Origin of the sequence: Streptomyces sp. NBC_00597, from assembly GCF_041431095.1 — a bacterium.
Lineage (GTDB): Bacteria > Actinomycetota > Actinomycetes > Streptomycetales > Streptomycetaceae > Streptomyces.
In genome coordinates this window covers 4541626-4560799 of the sequence record NZ_CP107757.1, presented here as the reverse complement: position 1 = coordinate 4560799, position 19174 = coordinate 4541626, and the positions used below count along the sequence as shown (strand labels likewise).

The following is a 19174-nucleotide window of genomic DNA, read 5'->3' as shown; positions in this document are numbered from 1 at the left end:
GAGGTGGCGGGAAGGTTAATTGGCGCAAGCCCTCCCCTTGATGACGTAGAGTTGTGTTTACCGACGCGGGGTGGAGCAGCTCGGTAGCTCGCTGGGCTCATAACCCAGAGGTCGCAGGTTCAAATCCTGTCCCCGCTACTCAGTACGAAGGCCCGGTTCCCTTGGGAACCGGGCCTTCGTCGTTCCCCACCGCGCCCTCACCCGATCAGCCCGGGCCGGGGCGCCGCAGGTCGCCACTGCCGCCAGCCTTGAGGGGCGATGCGGGGCGGCCCGCACCCGCGTGAGGGACCGGCAGGAGAGCAGCGTGGCGCGGCTGGGGCGGCAGGGCGGCGGCGAGTACGCGCAGGACACCGTCAGCGGTACGGCCCGCACGGTGGTCCGGTTGCTCCCGGCCGGGCTGATCGCGGTCGGCCTGGCCTTCGACCTGATGACCCCGCCCAGCTACACGGGATCCCCCTTCTTCTCGGCGGCACCGCTGGTCGCCGCCCCGGTGTCCTCGTTGCGGGGCACGGTCGTCACCGGTGTGCTGGCCTCCCTCGCCGTGCTCCTGCTGCACGTCCTGAACGGCACCGTCTGGAAGGTCGAGGCGCTGACCGAGTTGGTGACCGTGATGACCGTCTCCGGGCTCGCGGTCCTGATCAACCGGGTCGTACGGCGCAGCGGCGAGCGGCTCGCCTCGGCGCGCGGGATCGCGGAGGCCGCCCAGCGCGCCGTGCTGCCGACGCCCGCCGAGCGCATCGCCGGGCTGCACGTCTGCGCCCGGTACGAGGCCGCACAGGCCGACGCCTTCATCGGCGGGGACCTGTACGCCGTACAGGAGACCCCGTACGGAGTGCGATTGGCGGTGGGGGACGTACGGGGCAAGGGGCTGGAGGCGGTGGAGGCCGTGGCGGTGGTCCTCGGGGCCTTCCGGGAGGCGGCCGAGACGGAGCCGACGCTGGAGGGCGTGGCGCAGCGGCTGGAGCGGGCGCTGACCCGCGAGGGCACCCGCCGCGACAGCCTGGACTCGGTGGAGGGCTTCACGACCTGCGTGCTCGGCGAGATCCTGACGGGCGCGGGGGTATTGCGCCTGGTCAACCGTGGCCACCCCGAGCCGCTGCTGCTGCACGCCGACGGGCGCCTGGCGGTCCTCGCCCCGGCGGAGCCCGCGCTGCCGCTCGGGATGGGGGAGCTCTCCGGGGCGTGGGCGGACCGCGTCGAGGAGTGGGCCTTCCCGGCCGGCGCCACCCTGCTCCTGTTCACGGACGGGCTGACCGAGGCCCGCGATGCGGCGGGGGCCTTCTACGATCCGGCGGTGCGGCTGAGCGGCCGGGTCTTCCCCGGGCCCGGCGAGCTGCTCGGTGCACTCAGCAGCGATGTGCGCCGACACACGGGCGGCGGGGCGACGGACGACATGGCACTGCTCGCGGTGGGCCGGCCGGGCGCGGGCGAGCCGCAGCGACGGCGGACCGTACCGGTGGTCGCCACGTAACCGTGCGTAAGCGAACTGGTGCGCTCTGCAAGGTTTATGACGCCACGTCAAGAGGTGGGCGTGGCTGGAGAGATGTGGATCTTGCTTTATTTTTGCCCGGGTTGATCCGTTAATGTGGCATTAGTGATGGCCAAGGCTGTGCAGAGGGTGGCTGATTGCCGTTAACGATCAATCGCAACAGCTTGGAATCACTCCCCTCCGTCTATTACCGTTCGATAACGCAGCGCGGTCGTCCAAGCCGTCGCAAGAGACGGCGCCGTGCGCGTGCGCGTCCCCCTGAGGAGTGTGGCCCGGTGGCCTCCAACTCGCCTGCCCCCGAAGGCATAGAGCTCCAAGAAGCACCCACCGCGGGCGCCTGGGGCGAGTGGAACCCCACCGAAGACTCGGCCCGCCCGCCCCGCGGCAAGCACCGGGTCGTCAAGCAGCGCGGGGGACTTGCCCGCAGCTCCACCGTGCTCGGTGTCGGCGTCATCGCGGCCGTCGGTGCGGGTGGCATCGCCACCGCCCAGGACCGGCCCCAAGTCGCCATCTCCATGCCCTCGTTGCCTGACCTGCCCGACTTGCCCGACTTCGGCGTCGGCGGCGGGGGGCACGCGCAGGCCGGTCACTCCGCCGCGGGTGCCGGGGCCTCCGGCGAATCGGCGGGCATCATCGCGCAGCAGGCGGGGCGGCCTGCCGACGCGGGCGCCACCCTGGTCGGCCGCATCCTCCAGCAGGCCGAGTCCCAGGAGACCGCCGCCGAGGCCCAGACCCGGGCGCAGGCCGAGCGCGCCGCGCAGGAGGCCGCCGCCGCGGAGGCCAAAGCCAAACGGGAGGCCGCCCAAAAGGAGGCCGACGACGCCCGCCTGGCCGCCGAGAAGCAGGCCAAGGAGGTTCAGGCGGCCGCCGACGCCAAGGCCGAGCAGGAGCGGACCGCCAAGCCGGCCGGCTCCTACTCCCTGCCCACCTCCGCCTACACCCTCACCTCGCACTACGGCGACGCCGGTTCCATGTGGTCCTCCGGCCACCACACCGGGCTCGACTTCGCCGCCCCGACCGGCACCCCCGTCAAGGCCGTCGCCGCCGGGAAGATCGCCTCGGCCGGCTGGTCCGGCGCGTACGGCTACCGGATCGTGCTGGAGCTCGAAGACGGCACGGAGATCTGGTACTGCCACCTGTCCTCGATGTCGGTGACCTCCGGCTCGGTCGGCGCCGGCGACACCATCGGCCGCGTCGGCGCCACCGGCAACGTCACCGGACCCCATCTCCACCTGGAAGTACGCATCGGCGGCTCGACATCGGACCCGCTGGCGTGGCTTGAGTCCAAGGGCCTGAGCGTCTAGCGGGCGGTACGGACACCAGCTCCAGGGGTTCCAGCGGTTCGCGCGGTCCCCAGGGGGCCGGCCGCGGCGGAAGGAGCTCCTCCAGGACCGCGGCCCGGGCCAGGGCCGGCCCCGCCGTCGCCTTGCGCAGCCACATCCGGCGCAGCAGCTCCCGCTCCCGGCAGGCGAAATCAGGCTCTCCCGCCGGGCCGCTGTGCTTGGCCCGGTGCCGCAGCAGGGCCAGGGCGGCCGCGTCCGCCTCGTACAGGGCGACCGCCCGGCCCGCCGCCCGGCCGCCGGTGCTCCGGGCCAGGGCGCGGGCCAGGGAACGGGCCGGCATCGACACCAGCGCCGCCACCTCCGCCGGCCGCAACCAGCCCGCGGCCGCGTACACCGCCAGCTCCCCGGCGACGGCCCGCAGCCGGCGCCTCCTTATCAGCACGGCCAGCCCCAGCAGCAGCCCGAACACCGGGACCATCACGCAGCCGTAGACCACGTAGAAGCCGTACTCCCCGAACCGCGAGGAACTGTTCCACAGCGCGTGCAAGCCCATCGCGGCCAGCAGTCCGAGCAGCGGAAGCCCCACCCGGCGCAACCGGCCCGCGCCGAGTGCGGCCGCACCGAAACCGAGCCCGGTGAGCACCGTGAACAGCGGATGCGCGAACGGCGACACCACGATCCGCACGAAGAACGTCGCTGCCGTCACCGAGTCCAGCGCCGCGGCACCGCTCTGCACGTCCTCGCCGAAGGCGTTGCCGAGATAGAGGACGTTCTCGGTGCACGCGAAGCCGGTCGCGGTGAACCCGGCCACCACGAACCCGTCCGCGGGACCGGTGAACTGGCGTCTTCGGAACACGAACACCAGCAGCAGCGCCGCGGCCTTGGCGCTCTCTTCGACCACCGGGGCGATCGCCACCGAACCGAGGCGGTCGGCCGCCGAGGCGTCGGCGGTGGCCGCCGTTATCCACTCGGTGGCGAAGTTGTTGGCCAGTATCGAGATCAGGGCCGCGGTGCAGGCGCCCCAGCCGAAGCAGAACAGCAACTGCGCCCACGGCCGGGGCGCGGCCCGGCCGAGCCACCGGAAGGCCGCCATGAGCGGCGGCACCGGCAGCACGGCCAGCCCGAGGCCGACGAAGAACCCCGCGGTACCCGTCTGCTCCCGCACGAGTTCGAGGATCGCCAGCCCCGACAGCGACAGCACGGCGAGCACGCACGCACGGACACCAGGGAGCGCTCGGGACACACGATGACTCTAGCGAGCCGCTCTGACACGCGGAGTGAGGAAAGTGGTTGTCTACTCGTTCGGGCGGCGGGCGAACAACAGGTCGTGTACGACGTGTCCCTTGTCGAGACCCTGGCCCTCGAAACGGGTCAGCGGCCGGAAGTCCGGCCGCGGCGCGTAGCCGCCGTCCGCCAGGGTGTTCTCGAACTCCGGGTGGGCGGTGAGCACTTCGAGCATCTGCTCGGCGTATGGCTCCCAGTCGGTCGCGCAGTGCAGTACGGCACCGGGAGCCAGGCGGGTCGCGGCCAGGTCGAGGAACTCGGGCTGGATCAGCCGCCGCTTGTGGTGGCGAGCCTTGGGCCACGGGTCCGGGAAGTACACGCGGAGCCCGGCGAGGGAGGCCGGCGGCAGCATCTCGCGCAGCAGGATGATGGCGTCGCCGTTGGCGACGCGCACGTTGGTCATCCCGCCGCGCTCGGCGAGCGCGAGCAGGTTCCCCTGGCCGGGGGTGTGCACGTCGACGGCGAGGATCCCGGTCGCGGGGTCGGCGGCGGCCATCTGCGCGGTGGCCTCACCCATCCCGAAGCCGATCTCCAGGACGACGGGCAGTCCGTCGAACATCCGGTCGAGATCGATGACGGAGTTCCCGTCGATGTCGAGCCCCCAGGTCCCCCAGAGCCGCTTCAGGGCTTCGCCCTGCCCGGTGGTCACCCGGCTGCGCCGCGGCTGGAAGCTCCGGATCCGCCGCTCGTGGTGCGAGCCGGCCGGATCGGGGGAGGGCCCGTCGGGGAAACGGGGCTCGGTCCGCCACTTCGGGGGCACGTAGGAGTTCGCCTCCGGCACGGCTTCCGGGACGCTGGGCTGGGGGTTAAGGGACTCAGACACAATCCCCGGATTCTACGCCGCACCCCGCCACCCCCACCCCAGCCGAACCCGTAGCCCGCGCCTCCAGCCCCACCGTGCTTCCGGGGCCCGTCCAGCCCCGCCGCCGATCGAGGCGGGGGGCAGGGGCGGAGCCCCTGGGAACGGTGGAAGGGTGGGCAGGGGACACGCCCCGCGCAGCGGCACCCGCACCCCGGCCGCCCCGCACCGCGCCCGCCCCGCACCGCGCCCGCCCCGCACCGCGCCCGGCCGCCCCCGCCCGGCGGAACCCGGTGCGGCAGGGGCCCGGGACTACGACGCGCGGAGGGTCGTCAGGGCGCGGCGCGCGATCTCGCGACCGATCGGCAGCGAAGCAGTGGCCGCGGGCGACGGCGCGTTCAGTACGTGCACCGCCCGCGCCCCCTCCTTGATCAGGAAGTCGTCCACCAGCGTCCCGTCCCGCAGGACGGCCTGCGCCCGGACCCCGGAGCCCGCCGGGGTCAGGTCCGTGGACGAAACCCCCGGCAGCAGCCTGCGCACCGCCTCCGTGAAGGCCTGCTTGGACAGGGACCGGTGGATCTCGCCCGCCCCGTACCGCCAGTGCCGCCGGGCCATCCGCCAGGACCCCGGCCAGGCCAGCTCGTCCGCGACGTCCCGCGGCCGGACCACGCCCCAGCCGTATCCCTCGCGGGCCAGCGCCGGCACCGCGTTGGGCCCGACGTGGACGCCGCCGCCGATGCCCCGCGTGAGGTGTACGCCGAGGAAGGGGAACGCCGGATCGGGGACCGGGTAGACCAGCCCCCGGACCAGTGAGGGCCGCGCCAGGTCGTAGTACTCCCCGCGGAACGGCACGATCCGCATGCCCGGGTCGTCCCCGGCCAGTCGCGCGATCCGGTCGCACTGCAGGCCCGCGCAGTTCACCAGCACCCGCGCCCGCACCACGAGCCCCGCGGTCGTCCGCACCGCGACCCCGCTCGCCCGCCGCGAGATCAGGTCCACCGCCCCGCCGTAGACGATCTCCGCCCCCGAGGACTCCGCGAGCTGCCGCGCCACCTGCCCGTAGTCCACGATCCCGGTGGTTCCGACGTGGATCGCGGCCAGGCCGCGCACCTCCGGCTCGTACTCCGAGATCTGCGCGGGGCCGAGCTCGCGCACCGGGATGCCGTTCTCCCGGCCCCGCTGCACCAGCGCGTGCAGCCGGGGCAGCTCGTCCCGCCCGGTGGCGACGATCAGTTTCCCGGTGACCTCGTGGTCGATCCCGTGCTCGGCGCAGAACTTCACCATTTCGGCGGCTCCGCGCACCGCGAAGCGCGCCTTGAGCGACCCCGGCCGGTAGTAGATCCCGCTGTGGATCACCCCGCTGTTGCGGCCCGTCTGGTGGCGGGCAGGGCCGGACTCCTTCTCCAGCACCACCACCCGCGTCCCCGGGGCCAGCTGCGCCAGGGCATGCGCCGTCGACAGGCCGACGATGCCACCACCGATCACCAGCACATCGCAGTCCACCCTGCCCACACTGCCCATGCCGCCGCCCAAGCTGCCACCTCCCACCCCTGCATACTGCACCCCGCCACTGACAAAGGGGCTACGCGGGGGCCACCAACAGCGGCCGTGCCCGCTCGCGCAGCTCCGCCACGCGCGGCTCGTCCCCGTACGGTTCGAGCCGGTGCAGCAGGTCCCGTACGTACTCGGTCGTCCGCGCCGAGGAGATCCGGCCCGCGACCTCCACCGCCCGGGTGCCGGCCGCGCACGCCGCATCCAGATTGCCCGACTCCAGCTCGGCGACCGCGCTCACCACCAGCCGCAGCCCGTGCGAGCGCACGTACTCCTCCGTCGGCCGCGACAGCGCCTGCTCGGTGAAGCGCCGCACCTGCCGGGGGAGTTTGAGGTCCCGATAGCATTCCGCCGCATCCGCCGCGAAGCGGTCGTACGAGTAGAAACCCAGCCAGGTCGGATCCGGATCGCCCGCCCGCGCCCGCTCCAGCCAGCCCTCCGCCGCCCGCAGCGCCGCCCCGGCCGCCGCCGAATCGCCCGCCTTCGCGTGCGCCCGCGCCTCGACGAGCCGGAAGAAGCTCATGGTGCGCGCGGTGGCCAGGCCACGGTTGCGCTCCACGGCGGCCTGCGCGAGGTCCACGCCCTCGTCCGGGAAGTCCCGGTACGTCGCCTGCAGCGACATGGACGCCAACACGTAACCGCCGAGCGGTACGTCCGCGGCGGCGCGGGCCAGCCTCAACGCCTGGATGTAGTAGCGCTGGGCCGCCTCCTGCTGGCCGGTGTCGAAGGCCATCCAGCCGGCCAGCCGGGTCAGTTCGGCCGTCGCCCCGAACAGTGCGCGGCCCACCTCGTCGCTGTACGAGCCGAGCAGCAGCGGCGCCGCGTCGACGCGCAGGCATTCCGGCACCATCGACGAACGCCAGTCCCCGCCGCCGTACTTGGAGTCCCAGCGGCGCGCGTCCTCGGCCGCCTCGCGCAGCTTGGTCACATCGCTGTGGCCCACGCGCTGCGGCGACGGGTCGTGCAGTCCCATGACGGCGGCCGGCAACGCGGGCGCGGGCGGGGCGTGCGGAGCGTGCGGCGTTTCGCCCGAAGACTGCGCGGGCAGACCCGTTGACGACGACGAAGCCGGCGACGCCGTCGGACCCTGCGCCGGGGCCGCGGGCGACGCCGTGTCCGCCACCGGCTCGCGCGACGCCACGGTCTCGCGGGACGCGGCGGGCTCGCGCGCCACCGAACCGTCCGCCGGAGATATCAGCCAGCGCGAGGCGGGCGTGGCATACGCGGACACGGCGAAGGAGCCCGCGAGCGACTGCCAGATCCCGCCACCGCCCCTGCGGCCGGCGAGGTCGAGCCGGTACAGATCGGTGGCCGAGCGCACCGCCTCGCCCACGTCCCGCGGGAAGGCCAGGCCGACCTCGGGCGCCGGGTCCGCGTCCGCCAGCCCGATCTCGTGCAGCGGTACCGGCCGCCCCAGCTTCGTGCCGATCGCGGCGGCGATCAGATGCGGGGCCGCGCCCTGCGGCACCATCCCCTTCGACACCCACCGGGCCACCGAGGTCTTGTCGTAGCGAAGCGTCAGGCCGCGCTGTGCGCCGAGGTCGTTGACGCGCCGGGCCAGTCCGGCGTTGCTGATGCCGGCGAGGGCGAGGACGGCGCCGAGCTTCTCGTTGGGCTCGCGGAGCTCCCTGGACATGCGCCACCCCTCGTCACACGCGGAACGCACACAACGCATACGCCGCCGAGGCATAGTTGCCCGGCATTTCGTAAACCCAGCGTAGTTCCCCGCCTCCCAAGCGTTAAGGCCCCGACTTCCGTATGGCGGGATTGTTGTCCGCCCGCACAGTCGGGCAGGGGCCCGCGCCGCAGGCGCACGCCCCCTTTCGTGCTCCGTGCGTGTGGCCGTGCGCCCGCCCGTGCGCTCTGGCCGGTCAGCGGGCCCGGCGATTCGATGTGCCGTGCGTGGGTCGGCCCGCTGCGTGGATCCGGCGGGCCGGGGGATGCCGCCGCCCCAATCCCCGCGGGTGGCGGAACGGTTCGGGGGGCGGGTCCCGCCCCTCGGGCCGCGCCCGTGGGCCGCCGCGGTCGGGCGCCCCAGGGCGCGCGACGGCACTCAGTACGGCTTCAGTACGGCCTCAGTACGGCCGAAGAATGGCCGAAACCGACCTATGGGGCGGTGGGAACGGAACGCCAAATACCGCGTGACCGAGGCGTGTTCGTTTGCACGTGCGCCCTCCTTGGACACTCCCGTGCGCCTGTCTCGTGGCAGCATGGACCCCGAGCCACCCGGGGCCCCGGCGGCCGCGCCCTTCGCGCTGACCACACCGTTCGTGCCCCGGTCAATTGCCCACGGGCTGGGGAGGCGGCGGTGCGCTGGTTGGTGGGGTGGAGCAGTATCGCCGCGAGCTTCGGCACGGCCGGCCGCGTCCACGGCCAGGGCGGATCCGGCCCCGACGGGCCCCTGAGCGGCGGCATCGCGGACGCCGACCACCCGGACGACCCGGCAGCCCAGGACGCCGAACGCACCGTCGTGCCGGTCGGCGCCCAACTGCTCTGGGGAGACCCCGACCCCCTCTGGGCCGTCGGCGACTGGCGCCCCGACGAGATCCGCACCCTCGCCGCCGACCCCGCCGACGCCTTCACCCGGCTCGCCGTCCTCGGCTGCTGCGGCGCAACCGACGCCGAACTGCGCAGCGCCCTCCTCGCAGCCCGCGGCGGAGCCCTGCGCCACCTCACCCAGTGGTCCGGCAGCTACACCGCCGTCGTCCAGACCGGCCGCAGGATCACCGTCGTCGGCGACCTCGCGGGCGCGCGGCCCGTCTTCTACACCCCCTGGGCCGGCGGGACCGCGTACGCCACCGCCGCACTGCCCCTCGCCGACCTCATCGAGGCACAGCTCGACATCGGCCACCTCGCCGCCCTGCTCGCCTGCCCCGACAGCCCGGAAGCACTGGGCGACGGCACACCGTACGTCGGCGTACGGCGCATCCCGCCCGGGCACGCGCTGATCCTGCGCGAGGGCTCCCGCGAGATCACCGGGTACGAACCGGTGGCCTCCCTCGCGGTGGCGGCCCCCGCGGCCGATCCCGAGCGCGCGGTGGAGGGCGTACGCGAAGCGTTGGTGAATGCGGTGCGCGCCCGGCTCACGGCGCCGCGGCATGCCCCCGACACGCTGCCCCACGACCCCGGCCCGGTGCCAGGAATGGGCCCCGCCGACCGGCGCGCGGCCCGGGGCGCGCCCGCGCCCGCACCCGGCGTCGGCGCCGACCTCTCCGGAGGCAGCGCCTCCGCGACCCTCGCACTGCTCGCCGCCGGCCTCCCCGGCGCACCCGGCACGATCGTCAACCGCACAGGCGAACGCCTCCTCGCCGTCACCTTCAACGACCTGGCCACCCCCCACGGCCGCGAAGCCGAACTCGAACGCGCCCGCGCCATCGCCGCCAACCCCCGCCTGCACCACGTGGTCGTCGCCGCCGCCGAGGAAGCCCTCCCGTACGCGGAACTCGACGGACCCCTCACCGACGAACCCGGCCCCTCCCTGGTCACCGCCGCCCGCGAGCGGCGCCGGCTGGCGGCCGGCTCGGCGGACCACTTCGTCGGCCACGGCGCCCGTCAGGTCCTCGACGCGCACCCGGCCCGCCTCGCCGACCTCCTGATGGACCGCCGCCGACGCCACCTGCTGCGCCCGGTCGCCGCCCTGGCCCGCTCCGCCCCGGGCGACTCCGCCCTGTCCCTCCTGGTCCCGTTCTCCGTCTACTCCGCCGCCCGCCGGCTCGCCCGTACCCCGTACCGCGCGGGCATGGAGGCCGCGGCGGCCCGACTGCGCGAAGGGGCCGTCGCGGGCGGCGCCTCGAACCCGGTCGACGCCTCACTGGCCGCCCTGACCTGGTCCCGCCCCGGACCGGCGGCGGCCTGGCTGACCGGCGAAGCCCTGGCGGAAGTATCGATCCGCCTCGGGACCGCCGCGGGCCGCCCCCCGCTCTCGCTGCGCCCCGGCGAGGCCCGGGCCCGCGCAGCGCTGACCCGCCACGCGGCGGACCACCGGGTCTTCGAACAGGCCGTGGAGGTCCGTAGCCAGCGGCTGCACGCCCCGTTCCTCGACAACCAGGTCGTACGCGCCGCCCGGGCCCTCCCGGAATCCCTGCGGGTCCAGCCGGGCGCGCGGGCCGCGATCCTGCGCACGGTGCTGTCCTCGGCGGGCGTACGCGAACTCCCGCCCGGCTGGGGCGCCCCCGCCCACACCCCGAACGAGACGGCCACCCGCGTCGGCCTGCGCACGGCGCTCACCTCCCTCCTGGCCCTGTTCACCGCCCCCTTGTTGGCCGACGCCGGCCTGATCGAGGCCCGGGTGGTCCAACAGGCCCTGCTGGACGCGGCGGAGGGCCACCCGGTCCCGCTGGACGGCCTCGCGGAACTCGTCTCGATGGAACTGTGGCTCGGCCGCCTCCTCGCCCGCCGCGGCACCTGCTGGACGGGCACCTCCACCCCCCGCCGCCGAGCAGTCCCCCAAGGCGTCCCCACCCGCCGCCCGGCCCTCTCCTAACCCGCTCCCCCCACCCGCCGCCCGGTAGATCCAGCCCCGCCGGCGTTTGGGGCGCGGGGGCTCGGGGGCAGCGCCCCCGCACAACGGCGCCGCACCCACCCACCCACGCCCGGCCGGGGCAAGGGCAGAATTGCACGGTGCGGTATCTCATCCTTGGCATCACCGAGGCCCGTGACGAGACCGGCGCCCCCCTCACCATCGGCGGCGCCCGCCTGCGCGCGCTCCTGACCGCCCTCGCGCTCCGGGCCGGAGGTCCGGCCCCCGTACCCGTCGCCGATCTCGTCGACGAGGTCTGGGGCGACGACCCGCCCCAGGACGCCCCCGGCGCCCTCCAGGCCCTCGTCGGACGGCTCCGGCGGGCCCTGGGCGGCCGGGACACCGTCCCCGCCGATCCCGCCGGCGGCTACCGCCTCGCCGTCGCCGACCGGGACGACGTCGACCTCCACCGCTTCACCCGGCTGGCCCGCCAAGGCGCCGGGCAGCTGGCCGACGACCCCGCCACCGCCGCCGGAACCCTCCGCACCGCCCTCGCCCTGTGGCGCGGCCCCGCCCTCGCGGACCTGCCCGAGCCCGCCCGCACCGCACACGCCTCCGCCTCCGAAGCGCGCCGCGGCGCCGCCCTCCGCGACCGGATCGACGCCGAGCTCCGCAGCGGCTGCGCCGACCCGGCGTCCCTCCTCCCGGAGATCGAGGCGCTGATCCGGGAGCACCCGTACGACGAGCCGCTGCGCGCCCAGCAGCTGCGCGCCCTCCGCTCGGCCGGCCGCACCGCCGACGCCCTCGCCGCGTACGAACGCACCCGCCGCACCCTCGCCGACGCCCTCGGCGCCGACCCCGGGCCCGAGCTCGCCGCCCTGCACGCGGAACTGCTCCGCCCCGCGCCCGAGCCGCCCGCGGAACCCGAGCCCCCGACCCCGCCCGCCGGCAACCTCCGCCCCCGCCTGACCTCCTTCGTCGGCCGCGAGCCCGAGCTCGCGGCCCTCCACGGCGACCTGGACCGCTTCCGCCTCGTCACCCTCATCGGCCCCGGTGGTTCCGGTAAGACCCGACTCGCCGAGCACGCGGCCGCCGCCCACCCCGAACCGGCCTGGCTCGTCGAGCTCGCCCGCCTCGACCACCCCGCCGCCGTCCCGGGCGCCGTCCTCAGCGCGCTCGGCCTGCGCGAGAACACCCTCGTGGCCCGCGAGAAGACCCCAGCCGACGACCCCGCCGCCCAGCTCGTCGAGCACTGCGCGAACCGCCGTCTGCTCCTCGTCCTCGACAACTGCGAGCACGTCATCGGCGCCGCCGCCGTACTCGCCGAGCACCTCCTCACCCACTGCCCCGGCGTCCGCATCCTGGCCACCAGCCGCGAACCCCTCGGCGTACCCGGCGAAACGGTCCGCCCCGTCGACCCCCTGCCGCCCGACCCCGCACACCGCCTCTTCGCCGACCGCGCCGCCGCCGTCCGCCCCGGTTTCACCCCCGCCGAAGACCCGGCCGCCGTCGCCGAGATCTGCGCACGCCTCGACGGGCTGCCGCTCGCCATCGAGCTCGCCGCGGCCCGGCTGCGCCTCCTCGGCCCCCGCCAGATCGCCGACCGGCTCGACGACCGATTCCGGCTCCTGACCAGCGGCGCCCGGACCGTACTGCCCCGCCAGCAGACCCTGCGCGCCGTCGTCGACTGGTCCTGGGACCTGCTCGACGACCGGGAACGCACGGTGCTGCGCCGCCTCTCCGTCTTCGCCGGCGGCTGTGACCTCCCGGCCGCCGAAGCCGTCTGCACCGGCGGAGCGGCCGAGGACGTCGCCGACATCCTCGGCTCCCTCGTCGACAAGTCCCTCGTCGTCGCCGCCCCCGGGCCGGACGGCGCCGGCATGCGCTACCGCATGCTGGAGACCATCCACGAGTACGCCGCCGAACGCGCGGCCGCGCAGGAAGCCGACCGGGCCGCCGCCGCCCACCGCCACGCCGCACACTTCCTGGCCCTCGCCGAGGAGGCCGAGCCGCTCCTGCGCAGCGCCGCCCAGCTCCCCTGGATCCGGCGCATCGAGACCGAACTCGACAACCTCCGCGCCGCGCTCCTCCACACCACCCGGACCGGCCCCACCGAAACCGCCGAGCGGCTCGTCCTCGCCCTCGGCTGGTTCTGGTGGCTGCGCAACTACCGCGCCGAGGGGGTGGAATGGACCGCCCGGATCATGGAGCGCAGCCCCTCGAAGCCGCCCGAAGGCACCCCCGCGTACTGGCGCTTCATGCGTACGCAGATGCTGCACGTCCTGCTGCTCGCCGAAGGCCACTCGCCCGAAGAGTTCCGCACCCCGCAGAACATCGCCCTCGCCGACGGCATCCAGCAGATCTTCCGGGGCGCCGCCCCCGAGACCGCCCGCTTCCCGGGCATGCTCTGGCCGATGACCACCTTCCTGACCGGCGACACCCGCTCCGTCCTCGAAGGGCTCGACGAGACGGTCGACAACTGCCGTCGGCACGGCGGTGACTGGGAACTGGGCATCACCCTCCTGCTGCGCACCCACGTGGCCATCGACTTCACCGGAGGCCTGCCCTCCGTCAACGCCGACCTCAACGAACTGCACGAGATCGCCCGCCGCGTCGGAGACCGCTGGCTGCGTGCCCAGGTCGCCAGCGCCGCCGGCGAGGTCGCGCTCTCCCGCGGCCGGTACGACTGGGCCCGCGCCGAGTACGAGGACTGCCTGCGCCTCGCCCGCGAAGTCGGGGCCCACATCGAGGTGCCCTTCGCCATCGCCCGGATCGCCGAGTCCGCCTTCTGCTCAGGGGACTTCATCGGCGCCGAGCAGCTCCTGGCCGAGGCCGCCAACGAAGTCGACCGCCACGGCGGGGTGTACGACGCCCGGGCCTACGGCGGGATGCTCACGGCGCTCCTCGCCCTCGTCCGCGGCGACCTCGGGCGGGCCCGTACCGAGGCCGAACTCGCCCGTGCCGCCTGCGGAAAGATCAATGCGCCCCCGCAGCTCACCGCCGGGCTCGACAACGTCGACGCCATCCTCACCGCCCACGAACACGGGCCCGAAGCGGGCCTCGCCACGCTGGGGCCGGCCCTGGCCGCGGCCGTCGCCGCGCACTGCGCCGAGCGCGTCCTGGCCTCGCTCTCCGACACCGCCGCCGTCCTGCTGGCCGACGCCGGCCGCGACGCGGAGGCCGTACGGGCCCTGGCCGCGGCCACCGCCTGGCGTGCGGGCCATCCGCGCTCGGTCCCGGAGCAGGCCGCCGTGGCCGCACTGCCCGACCGCACCCGCGCCGTGCTCGGCCCCGACCGCCACCGGGCGGAGGAGACGGCGGGCGCGGAGCTGTCCCCGGCCGAGGTCGTCGCGCTCCTCGCCGTCGTCAACGGCAGCTGATCACCGCGTCGGCCCAGCTCGCCAACGTCGGCAGACTGCCCTGGCCGGCCTGCTCCACCACCAGCCGCAGCGTCTTGCGCCCGGCCAGGGGGACGTCCACGGCGGCGGCCGGATCGTCGAACCCGAGCGCGCCCGACCGCCACAGCCGCTGCCCGTCGGCGTACACGGAGAACCGCACCGTGCCGTCCGTGAACAGCGACAGGGCGTCCACGCCCGCCCGCGCCGAGAACGCGGTGCACTGCCGGTTGAGGGTGATCTCCACGGAGGAACGGGAGTTCACGGTGATTCCCTGCGCGAACCGTCCGTCCGCGATCCGCATCCCCCACCGCTGCCACACCCAGCTGCTGCGCGAGGTCTCCAGTTCCGGACCGCTGTGGTCGCCGAACACGGAGTGTTCGAGCCCCGCCAGCTTGAACCCCTGCGGCGGCTTCGGCACGGGCCGCGACGGGGTCGGGCTCGGGGTCGGCCGGACCGGGCTCCCGCTCGGTACCGGGCTCGGCGTCGGCGAGGGCACGGGCGCCGGGGACCCGGGCGGGGCCGGAGCCGGGGCCTTCGGCTTCGCAGGGGTAGGCGCAGCCGCAGTTCCCGGCCCGGACGGTACGGAGCCCTGCGCGCTCGGCGGCTGTGCATCGACCGGAGCCGGCGTGCGCGGAGCCGGGACCAGCGGCACCACGGGCGCCGCCGCGCTCGGCGCGGGCTGAGCCTGGACCCCCGGCACGGGATCGTCCCCGGCCAGCGCGAACACCACCCCTGCGGCCGCGGCGACGGCGATCCCGGCGGCGATGGCGGCCTTGACCGGCAGCCCGATCCCCTCGGACACCACCGCACCGCCGACCCCGGACCCGGCGCCCGCGGCACCGCCCCCGGCAGCCCCCGCCCCGGCCCCCGCACCCGCAGTCCCACCGGCGGCCCCGGCACCAGCGGCCCCGGCCCCCGCCCCGGCGGTCGACCCGCCCGCGCCCGCGGCCGCGGCGGCAGCCCCAGCGCCCCCGGCGGCGACGGCCCCGCCGGCCACCACCCCGGCCGCCTTCGCCGCGTACCCGGCGGCGAACCACCCGATGACCGCGACCGGCAGCAGCGCGGGAATCCCCGCATTGACGTCCTTGAGCTCCCCGGCGGCCAGCCGGCACTTCGCGCACTCCTCCAGGTGCTTGCGCAGCCCCCGCTCCGCCCGCATCCGCAGCCCGCCGCGGGCGTACGCGCCCAACCGGTCCGCGTACCGAGAGCAGTCCCCGCCCGCACTCAGCGCCGAGCTCACGTGCGCCTGCAGATAGGCCTGCTTGAGCCCCTCCCGGGCCCGCCTGGCCAACACGGCGGTCGCGTTCGCGCTCAGCCCGAACAGCGGTGCGATCGCGCTCGGCGAGGCGTCCTCGACGGTGGTGTGCCACAGCACGGCCTGCCACCGCTCGGGCAGGCTCCGGAAAGCCTCCATGGCCAGCGACTGCTCGGCTTCCCGCATCGCCCGGACGTCCGCGCCCAGTTCGAGGGTGTCGCCCCCGGACAGCCCGGACAGCCCGCCACCACCCTCGGATCCCGAGGCCGCCTGCTCCGCGAACACGGCGAAGTCCTCGACGAGATGCTCGCGCCGGGACGTCTTCGCCCACGCCGCCGCGACCCGCCGCACCGTGGTCAGTAGATACGCCCGCACCGACTGGTCCGGCCCGGCCCCGCCCCGTACCGCCTGCAGCGTCCGGGCGAACACCTCGGCGGTCAGGTCATCGGCCGTGTGCCCGTCGCGACAGCAGGTCCGCGCGTAGCGCCGTACCGAGTCCGCGTGCCGGAGGAACAGCTCCTCGTAGGCGCCGTCGTCGCCCCCGCGCATCCGGGCGATCAAGTCCCCGTCGGACGGCGGCAGCTCTGCTCCCGGATACCCCGGCGCCGCGTGCCGCCCGCGCCGCGGCGCGCGCTGGGCCGGGACCTGGCGTGTGACCGGGTTGTCCGCCCCGACCTCGCCTCCGGCACCACCGAGCGGCTCTTCCCGACCGTCAACGCTCATCGCGGAAGCCCCCGCACGACACACTCAACCGGTACACCGTTCAAGCCTGTCACACGGGGGGCGCGCGCCGAGCCGCACTCCACACCATCCACTCGTCCGTGCAGCGCCCGGTGAAACCCCGTACCGATCCTCACCCTTTCGGGCGAGCAGTCGTTCGGGGGACCGTTCGACGAGCCGGCCGGCAGACCGGCAGGTGGGGAAGGGCAGCCGAGCGCGCCCCCTGCGGGAACCTCCGCTAGGACCGTTTCCCCGGTCGGCTCAGGCCGTCCGGGAGCGCAGTCCTTCGAGCAGGATGTCGAGCAGCCGGGACGAAGCCGCCGCCTGCTGCGCCGCGTCGGGCAGTGCCGGAGCGGCCGTCGCTATCACCAGCAGCACATCGGCCACCGTGACGTCGCCACGCAGCTCACCCGCCTCCCGGGCGCGGTCCACCAGCTGGCCGACCACTTCGAGCAGCGCACCCGCGCCGGCGTCCTCGGAGGGCTCGTCCTCGACGGGAGTCCGCGAGCCCACGACGCGCAGCTCGGGAGCGCCGCCGGTCACACCGGCCTGACGCTGGTGCGGCACCCGCGCCGCTTCCGCCTCGTCGTCGCCGTCCTCGGCCGCCGACCCGACCCGCAGCACCTGCGGCGGCAGCAGCCGCCCGGCGCCCGAGGCCACGGAGGTGCGCAGGAACCGCGACAGGGCCTGCCACGGCTCCTCCTCCTGGCCCAGCGCGGCCTTGGCCTGCTCGGTGAGCCGGGCGGTCTCCTCCTCGGCTATGCGCCGGACCAGGACGTCCTTGCTCGGGAAGCGCCGGTACACGGTGCCGACGCCGACACGGGCGCGCCGCGCCACGTCCTCCATCGGAGCCCCGTAGCCCAGCTCGCCGAAGACCTCGCGCGCTGCGCGCAGCACGTGCTCCAGGTTGCGCTGGGCGTCGACGCGCAGCGGCGTGGAACGGCCCACGCCGTGCGTGGTGGCGCCCGTCATCAGGCGACTGTTGCTCTCGGTCGAGAGAGCGGTCGCAGAACCATGGAAATCGGAAATGTTCATATGTATCCCCCGGTAATCATTTGTCTCCCCCCGGAGACACTCCCCGCCTTCGTGTCGAGGTGGGCCACGGTCAGGTGGGCCCCGGTCTTACTCCTCGACGAGATACGAACATAGTTGAGCCAGAGTCAATTCAGAAGAGGCAGCCTCGGACGGACCACCGCCCGATCGGAGCATTCGTCCCCACTTTTCCGATCCAAGCCCCCGGAATCACCCCCTCCGCACCTCCTGACCTGCGGAACTCCACCCCCACTCAAGCCATCCGGCAAGCCCGTACCCCCGCTCCCTCCAGTCACACAATGTGTCAGGCCTGTGGACAAACTCCCGGCCACGTTGCGTCATGGGATGGTGAAGGCTGCTAACTCCCGGGGCACGGACCCCGGTACCCCGCCCCGTACGCGCATCCTCGTCGTCGGCGGGGGCTACGTCGGCATGTACACGGCGCTCCGGCTCCAGCGAAAGCTCAGAGCCGGCGAAGCCGAGGTCACGGTGGTCAGTCCCGAGCCCTACATGACGTACCAGCCCTTCCTCCCCGAGGCGGCCGCCGGCTCGATCTCCCCACGCCACGTCGTCGTCCCGCTCCGCCGCGTCCTCGGCAAATGCCGCATCGTCATCGGCGAGGCACGCACCATCGACCACGCCAAGCGGACCGTGACCGTCACCACCCTCGCCACCGCCGACGAGGGCACCGGCGCCCAGGAGATCGAGTACGACGAACTCGTCCTCGCCCCCGGATCGGTCTCCCGCGCCCTGCCCATCCCCGGACTCGCCGACTACGCCATCGGGTTCAAGACCGTGGAAGAGGCCATCGGCCTGCGCAACCACGTCATCGAACAGATGGACATCGCCTCCTCCACCCGCGACCCCGCCCTCCGCGACGCCGCCCTCACCTTCGTCTTCGTCGGCGGCGGCTACGCAGGCGTCGAGGCCCTCGGCGAACTGGAGGACATGGCCCGCTACGCGGCCCGGTACTACCACAACGTCAAACCCGAGGACATGAAGTGGGTGCTGGTCGAGGCCAGCGACCACATCCTCCCCGAGGTCGGCCCCGAACTCGGCGTCTACACGATCCGCGAACTGCGCCGCCGGGGCATCGACGTCCGCCTGGAAACCCGCCTCGAATCCTGCGAGAACCGCGTCGCCGTCCTCAGCGACGGCGCCCGCTTCCCCACCCGCACCGTCGTGTGGACCGCCGGCGTCAAACCGCACCCGGTCCTCGCCGCCTCCGACCTCCCGCGCAACGAACGCGGCCGCCTCACCTGCACCGCCTTCCTCACCGTCGACGGCGTCGAACACGCCTGGGCCGCCGGCGACGCCGCCGCCGTCCCCGACATCACCGCCGACGAGCCCGGCCGCGAATGCGCCCCCAACGCGCAGCACGCCGTCCGCCAGGCCAAGGTCCTCGCCGACAACCTGCTGGCCTCCCTGCGCGGCGAGCTCCTGACCGAGTACGCCCACAAATACGCGGGCTCCGTCGCCTCCCTCGGCCTCCACAAGGGCGTCGCCCACATCTACGGCCGCAAGCTCAAGGCCTACCCCGCCTGGCTGATGCACCGCTCCTACCACCTCAGCCGGATCCCCACCTTCAATCGGAAAATGCGCGTTCTTGCCGAATGGACCCTCTCGGGCCTCTTCAAGCGTGAGATCGTCTCCCTCGGCTCCCTCGAACACCCCAGGGCAGAATTCGAACTCGCCGCCGGACACGGCCACAGGCACCCCCCGCCCCCGCCCGCCCCCAACCCCCCGAAGGACAGCCAGGGCTGACGTTGTCAGTGCGGTCGGCCACACTGGACGTGTGACCATAGGTGGGCTCACCCCTGCACACAGTGACATTCACCGTGGCTGCCACCGTCACCCCGCCGAGCGACACAGGCCAGCGATCGACCACGAGAAGCACAGCGACC

At 74.4% G+C, this 19174-nt stretch carries 11 protein-coding genes and 1 tRNA gene; 6 read left to right on the top strand and 6 right to left on the bottom strand.

Annotated features, from left to right (window positions below; genetic code table 11):
• Positions 1 to 64 precede the first annotated feature (64 nt).
• From OG974_RS20440 to OG974_RS20430, 3 genes are all read left to right on the top strand, one after another.
• A tRNA-Met gene (locus OG974_RS20440) sits at positions 65 to 138 on the top strand.
• Positions 139 to 313: 175 nt separating this feature from the next.
• Complete coding sequence (locus OG974_RS20435; RefSeq protein ID WP_371646872.1) at positions 314 to 1471, top strand: PP2C family protein-serine/threonine phosphatase; 1158 nt, start codon at positions 314 to 316, stop codon at positions 1469 to 1471.
• 293 nt (positions 1472 to 1764) lie between these two features.
• Positions 1765 to 2793: a M23 family metallopeptidase gene (locus OG974_RS20430; protein ID WP_327284127.1), complete on the top strand. Its 1029-nt coding sequence runs from the start codon at positions 1765 to 1767 to the stop codon at positions 2791 to 2793.
• Here OG974_RS20430 and OG974_RS20425 read toward each other — a convergent pair.
• The 4 genes from OG974_RS20425 to OG974_RS20410 all read right to left on the bottom strand — a co-directional run bounded on the left by OG974_RS20425 (position 2702) and on the right by OG974_RS20410 (position 8042).
• On the bottom strand, positions 2702 to 4015 hold the full coding sequence (locus OG974_RS20425; RefSeq protein ID WP_327284125.1) for a PrsW family intramembrane metalloprotease: 1314 nt from the start codon (positions 4013 to 4015) through the stop codon (positions 2702 to 2704). The genes OG974_RS20430 and OG974_RS20425 overlap by 92 nt on opposite strands.
• Positions 4016 to 4066: 51 nt before the next feature.
• Positions 4067 to 4879 carry a tRNA (guanosine(46)-N7)-methyltransferase TrmB gene (trmB, locus tag OG974_RS20420; protein WP_371643986.1) on the bottom strand — a complete coding sequence of 271 codons (813 nt, stop codon included), beginning with the start codon at positions 4877 to 4879 and terminating at the stop codon, positions 4067 to 4069.
• A gap of 288 nt (positions 4880 to 5167) precedes the next feature.
• Complete coding sequence (gene lhgO / locus OG974_RS20415; protein WP_327285704.1) at positions 5168 to 6376, bottom strand: L-2-hydroxyglutarate oxidase; 1209 nt, start codon at positions 6374 to 6376, stop codon at positions 5168 to 5170.
• 61 nt (positions 6377 to 6437) lie between these two features.
• Positions 6438 to 8042 carry a sporulation protein gene (locus tag OG974_RS20410; protein WP_327284124.1) on the bottom strand — a complete coding sequence of 535 codons (1605 nt, stop codon included), beginning with the start codon at positions 8040 to 8042 and terminating at the stop codon, positions 6438 to 6440.
• A 672-nt stretch (positions 8043 to 8714) separates the two neighbouring features.
• On the opposite strand from OG974_RS20410, the gene OG974_RS20405 reads away from it, so the two are divergent.
• Positions 8715 to 10889, top strand: coding sequence for an asparagine synthase-related protein (locus tag OG974_RS20405; protein WP_371643984.1), 2175 nt, complete (start codon positions 8715 to 8717; stop codon positions 10887 to 10889).
• Between the two features lie 137 nt (positions 10890 to 11026).
• On the top strand, positions 11027 to 14245 hold the full coding sequence (locus OG974_RS20400) for a BTAD domain-containing putative transcriptional regulator (RefSeq protein WP_371643983.1): 3219 nt from the start codon (positions 11027 to 11029) through the stop codon (positions 14243 to 14245).
• On the opposite strand, the gene OG974_RS20395 is transcribed toward OG974_RS20400, so the two are convergent.
• Both OG974_RS20395 and OG974_RS20390 read right to left on the bottom strand, forming a co-directional pair.
• A complete protein-coding gene (locus tag OG974_RS20395) occupies positions 14232 to 16241 on the bottom strand; it encodes a sigma-70 family RNA polymerase sigma factor (protein ID WP_327284121.1) in 2010 nt (669 codons plus the stop codon). The genes OG974_RS20400 and OG974_RS20395 overlap by 14 nt on opposite strands.
• A gap of 258 nt (positions 16242 to 16499) precedes the next feature.
• On the bottom strand, positions 16500 to 17273 hold the full coding sequence (locus OG974_RS20390; protein ID WP_327284120.1) for a helix-turn-helix domain-containing protein: 774 nt from the start codon (positions 17271 to 17273) through the stop codon (positions 16500 to 16502).
• 342 nt (positions 17274 to 17615) lie between these two features.
• On the opposite strand from OG974_RS20390, the gene OG974_RS20385 reads away from it, so the two are divergent.
• Positions 17616 to 19034, top strand: coding sequence for an NAD(P)/FAD-dependent oxidoreductase (locus OG974_RS20385; RefSeq protein ID WP_327284119.1), 1419 nt, complete (start codon positions 17616 to 17618; stop codon positions 19032 to 19034).
• The last annotated feature ends 140 nt before the right edge of the window (positions 19035 to 19174 follow it).

Coding starts and splice junctions, on each gene's coding strand:
- OG974_RS20395 (WP_327284121.1), bottom strand. CDS start 16,241: ATGAGCGTTGACGGTCGGGAAGAGCCGCTCGGTGGTGCCGGAGGCGAG.
- OG974_RS20390 (WP_327284120.1), bottom strand. CDS start 17,273: ATGAACATTTCCGATTTCCATGGTTCTGCGACCGCTCTCTCGACCGAG.
- OG974_RS20410 (WP_327284124.1), bottom strand. CDS start 8,042: ATGTCCAGGGAGCTCCGCGAGCCCAACGAGAAGCTCGGCGCCGTCCTC.
- OG974_RS20385 (WP_327284119.1), top strand. CDS start 17,616: ATGGTGAAGGCTGCTAACTCCCGGGGCACGGACCCCGGTACCCCGCCC.
- lhgO (WP_327285704.1), bottom strand. CDS start 6,376: ATGGGCAGTGTGGGCAGGGTGGACTGCGATGTGCTGGTGATCGGTGGT.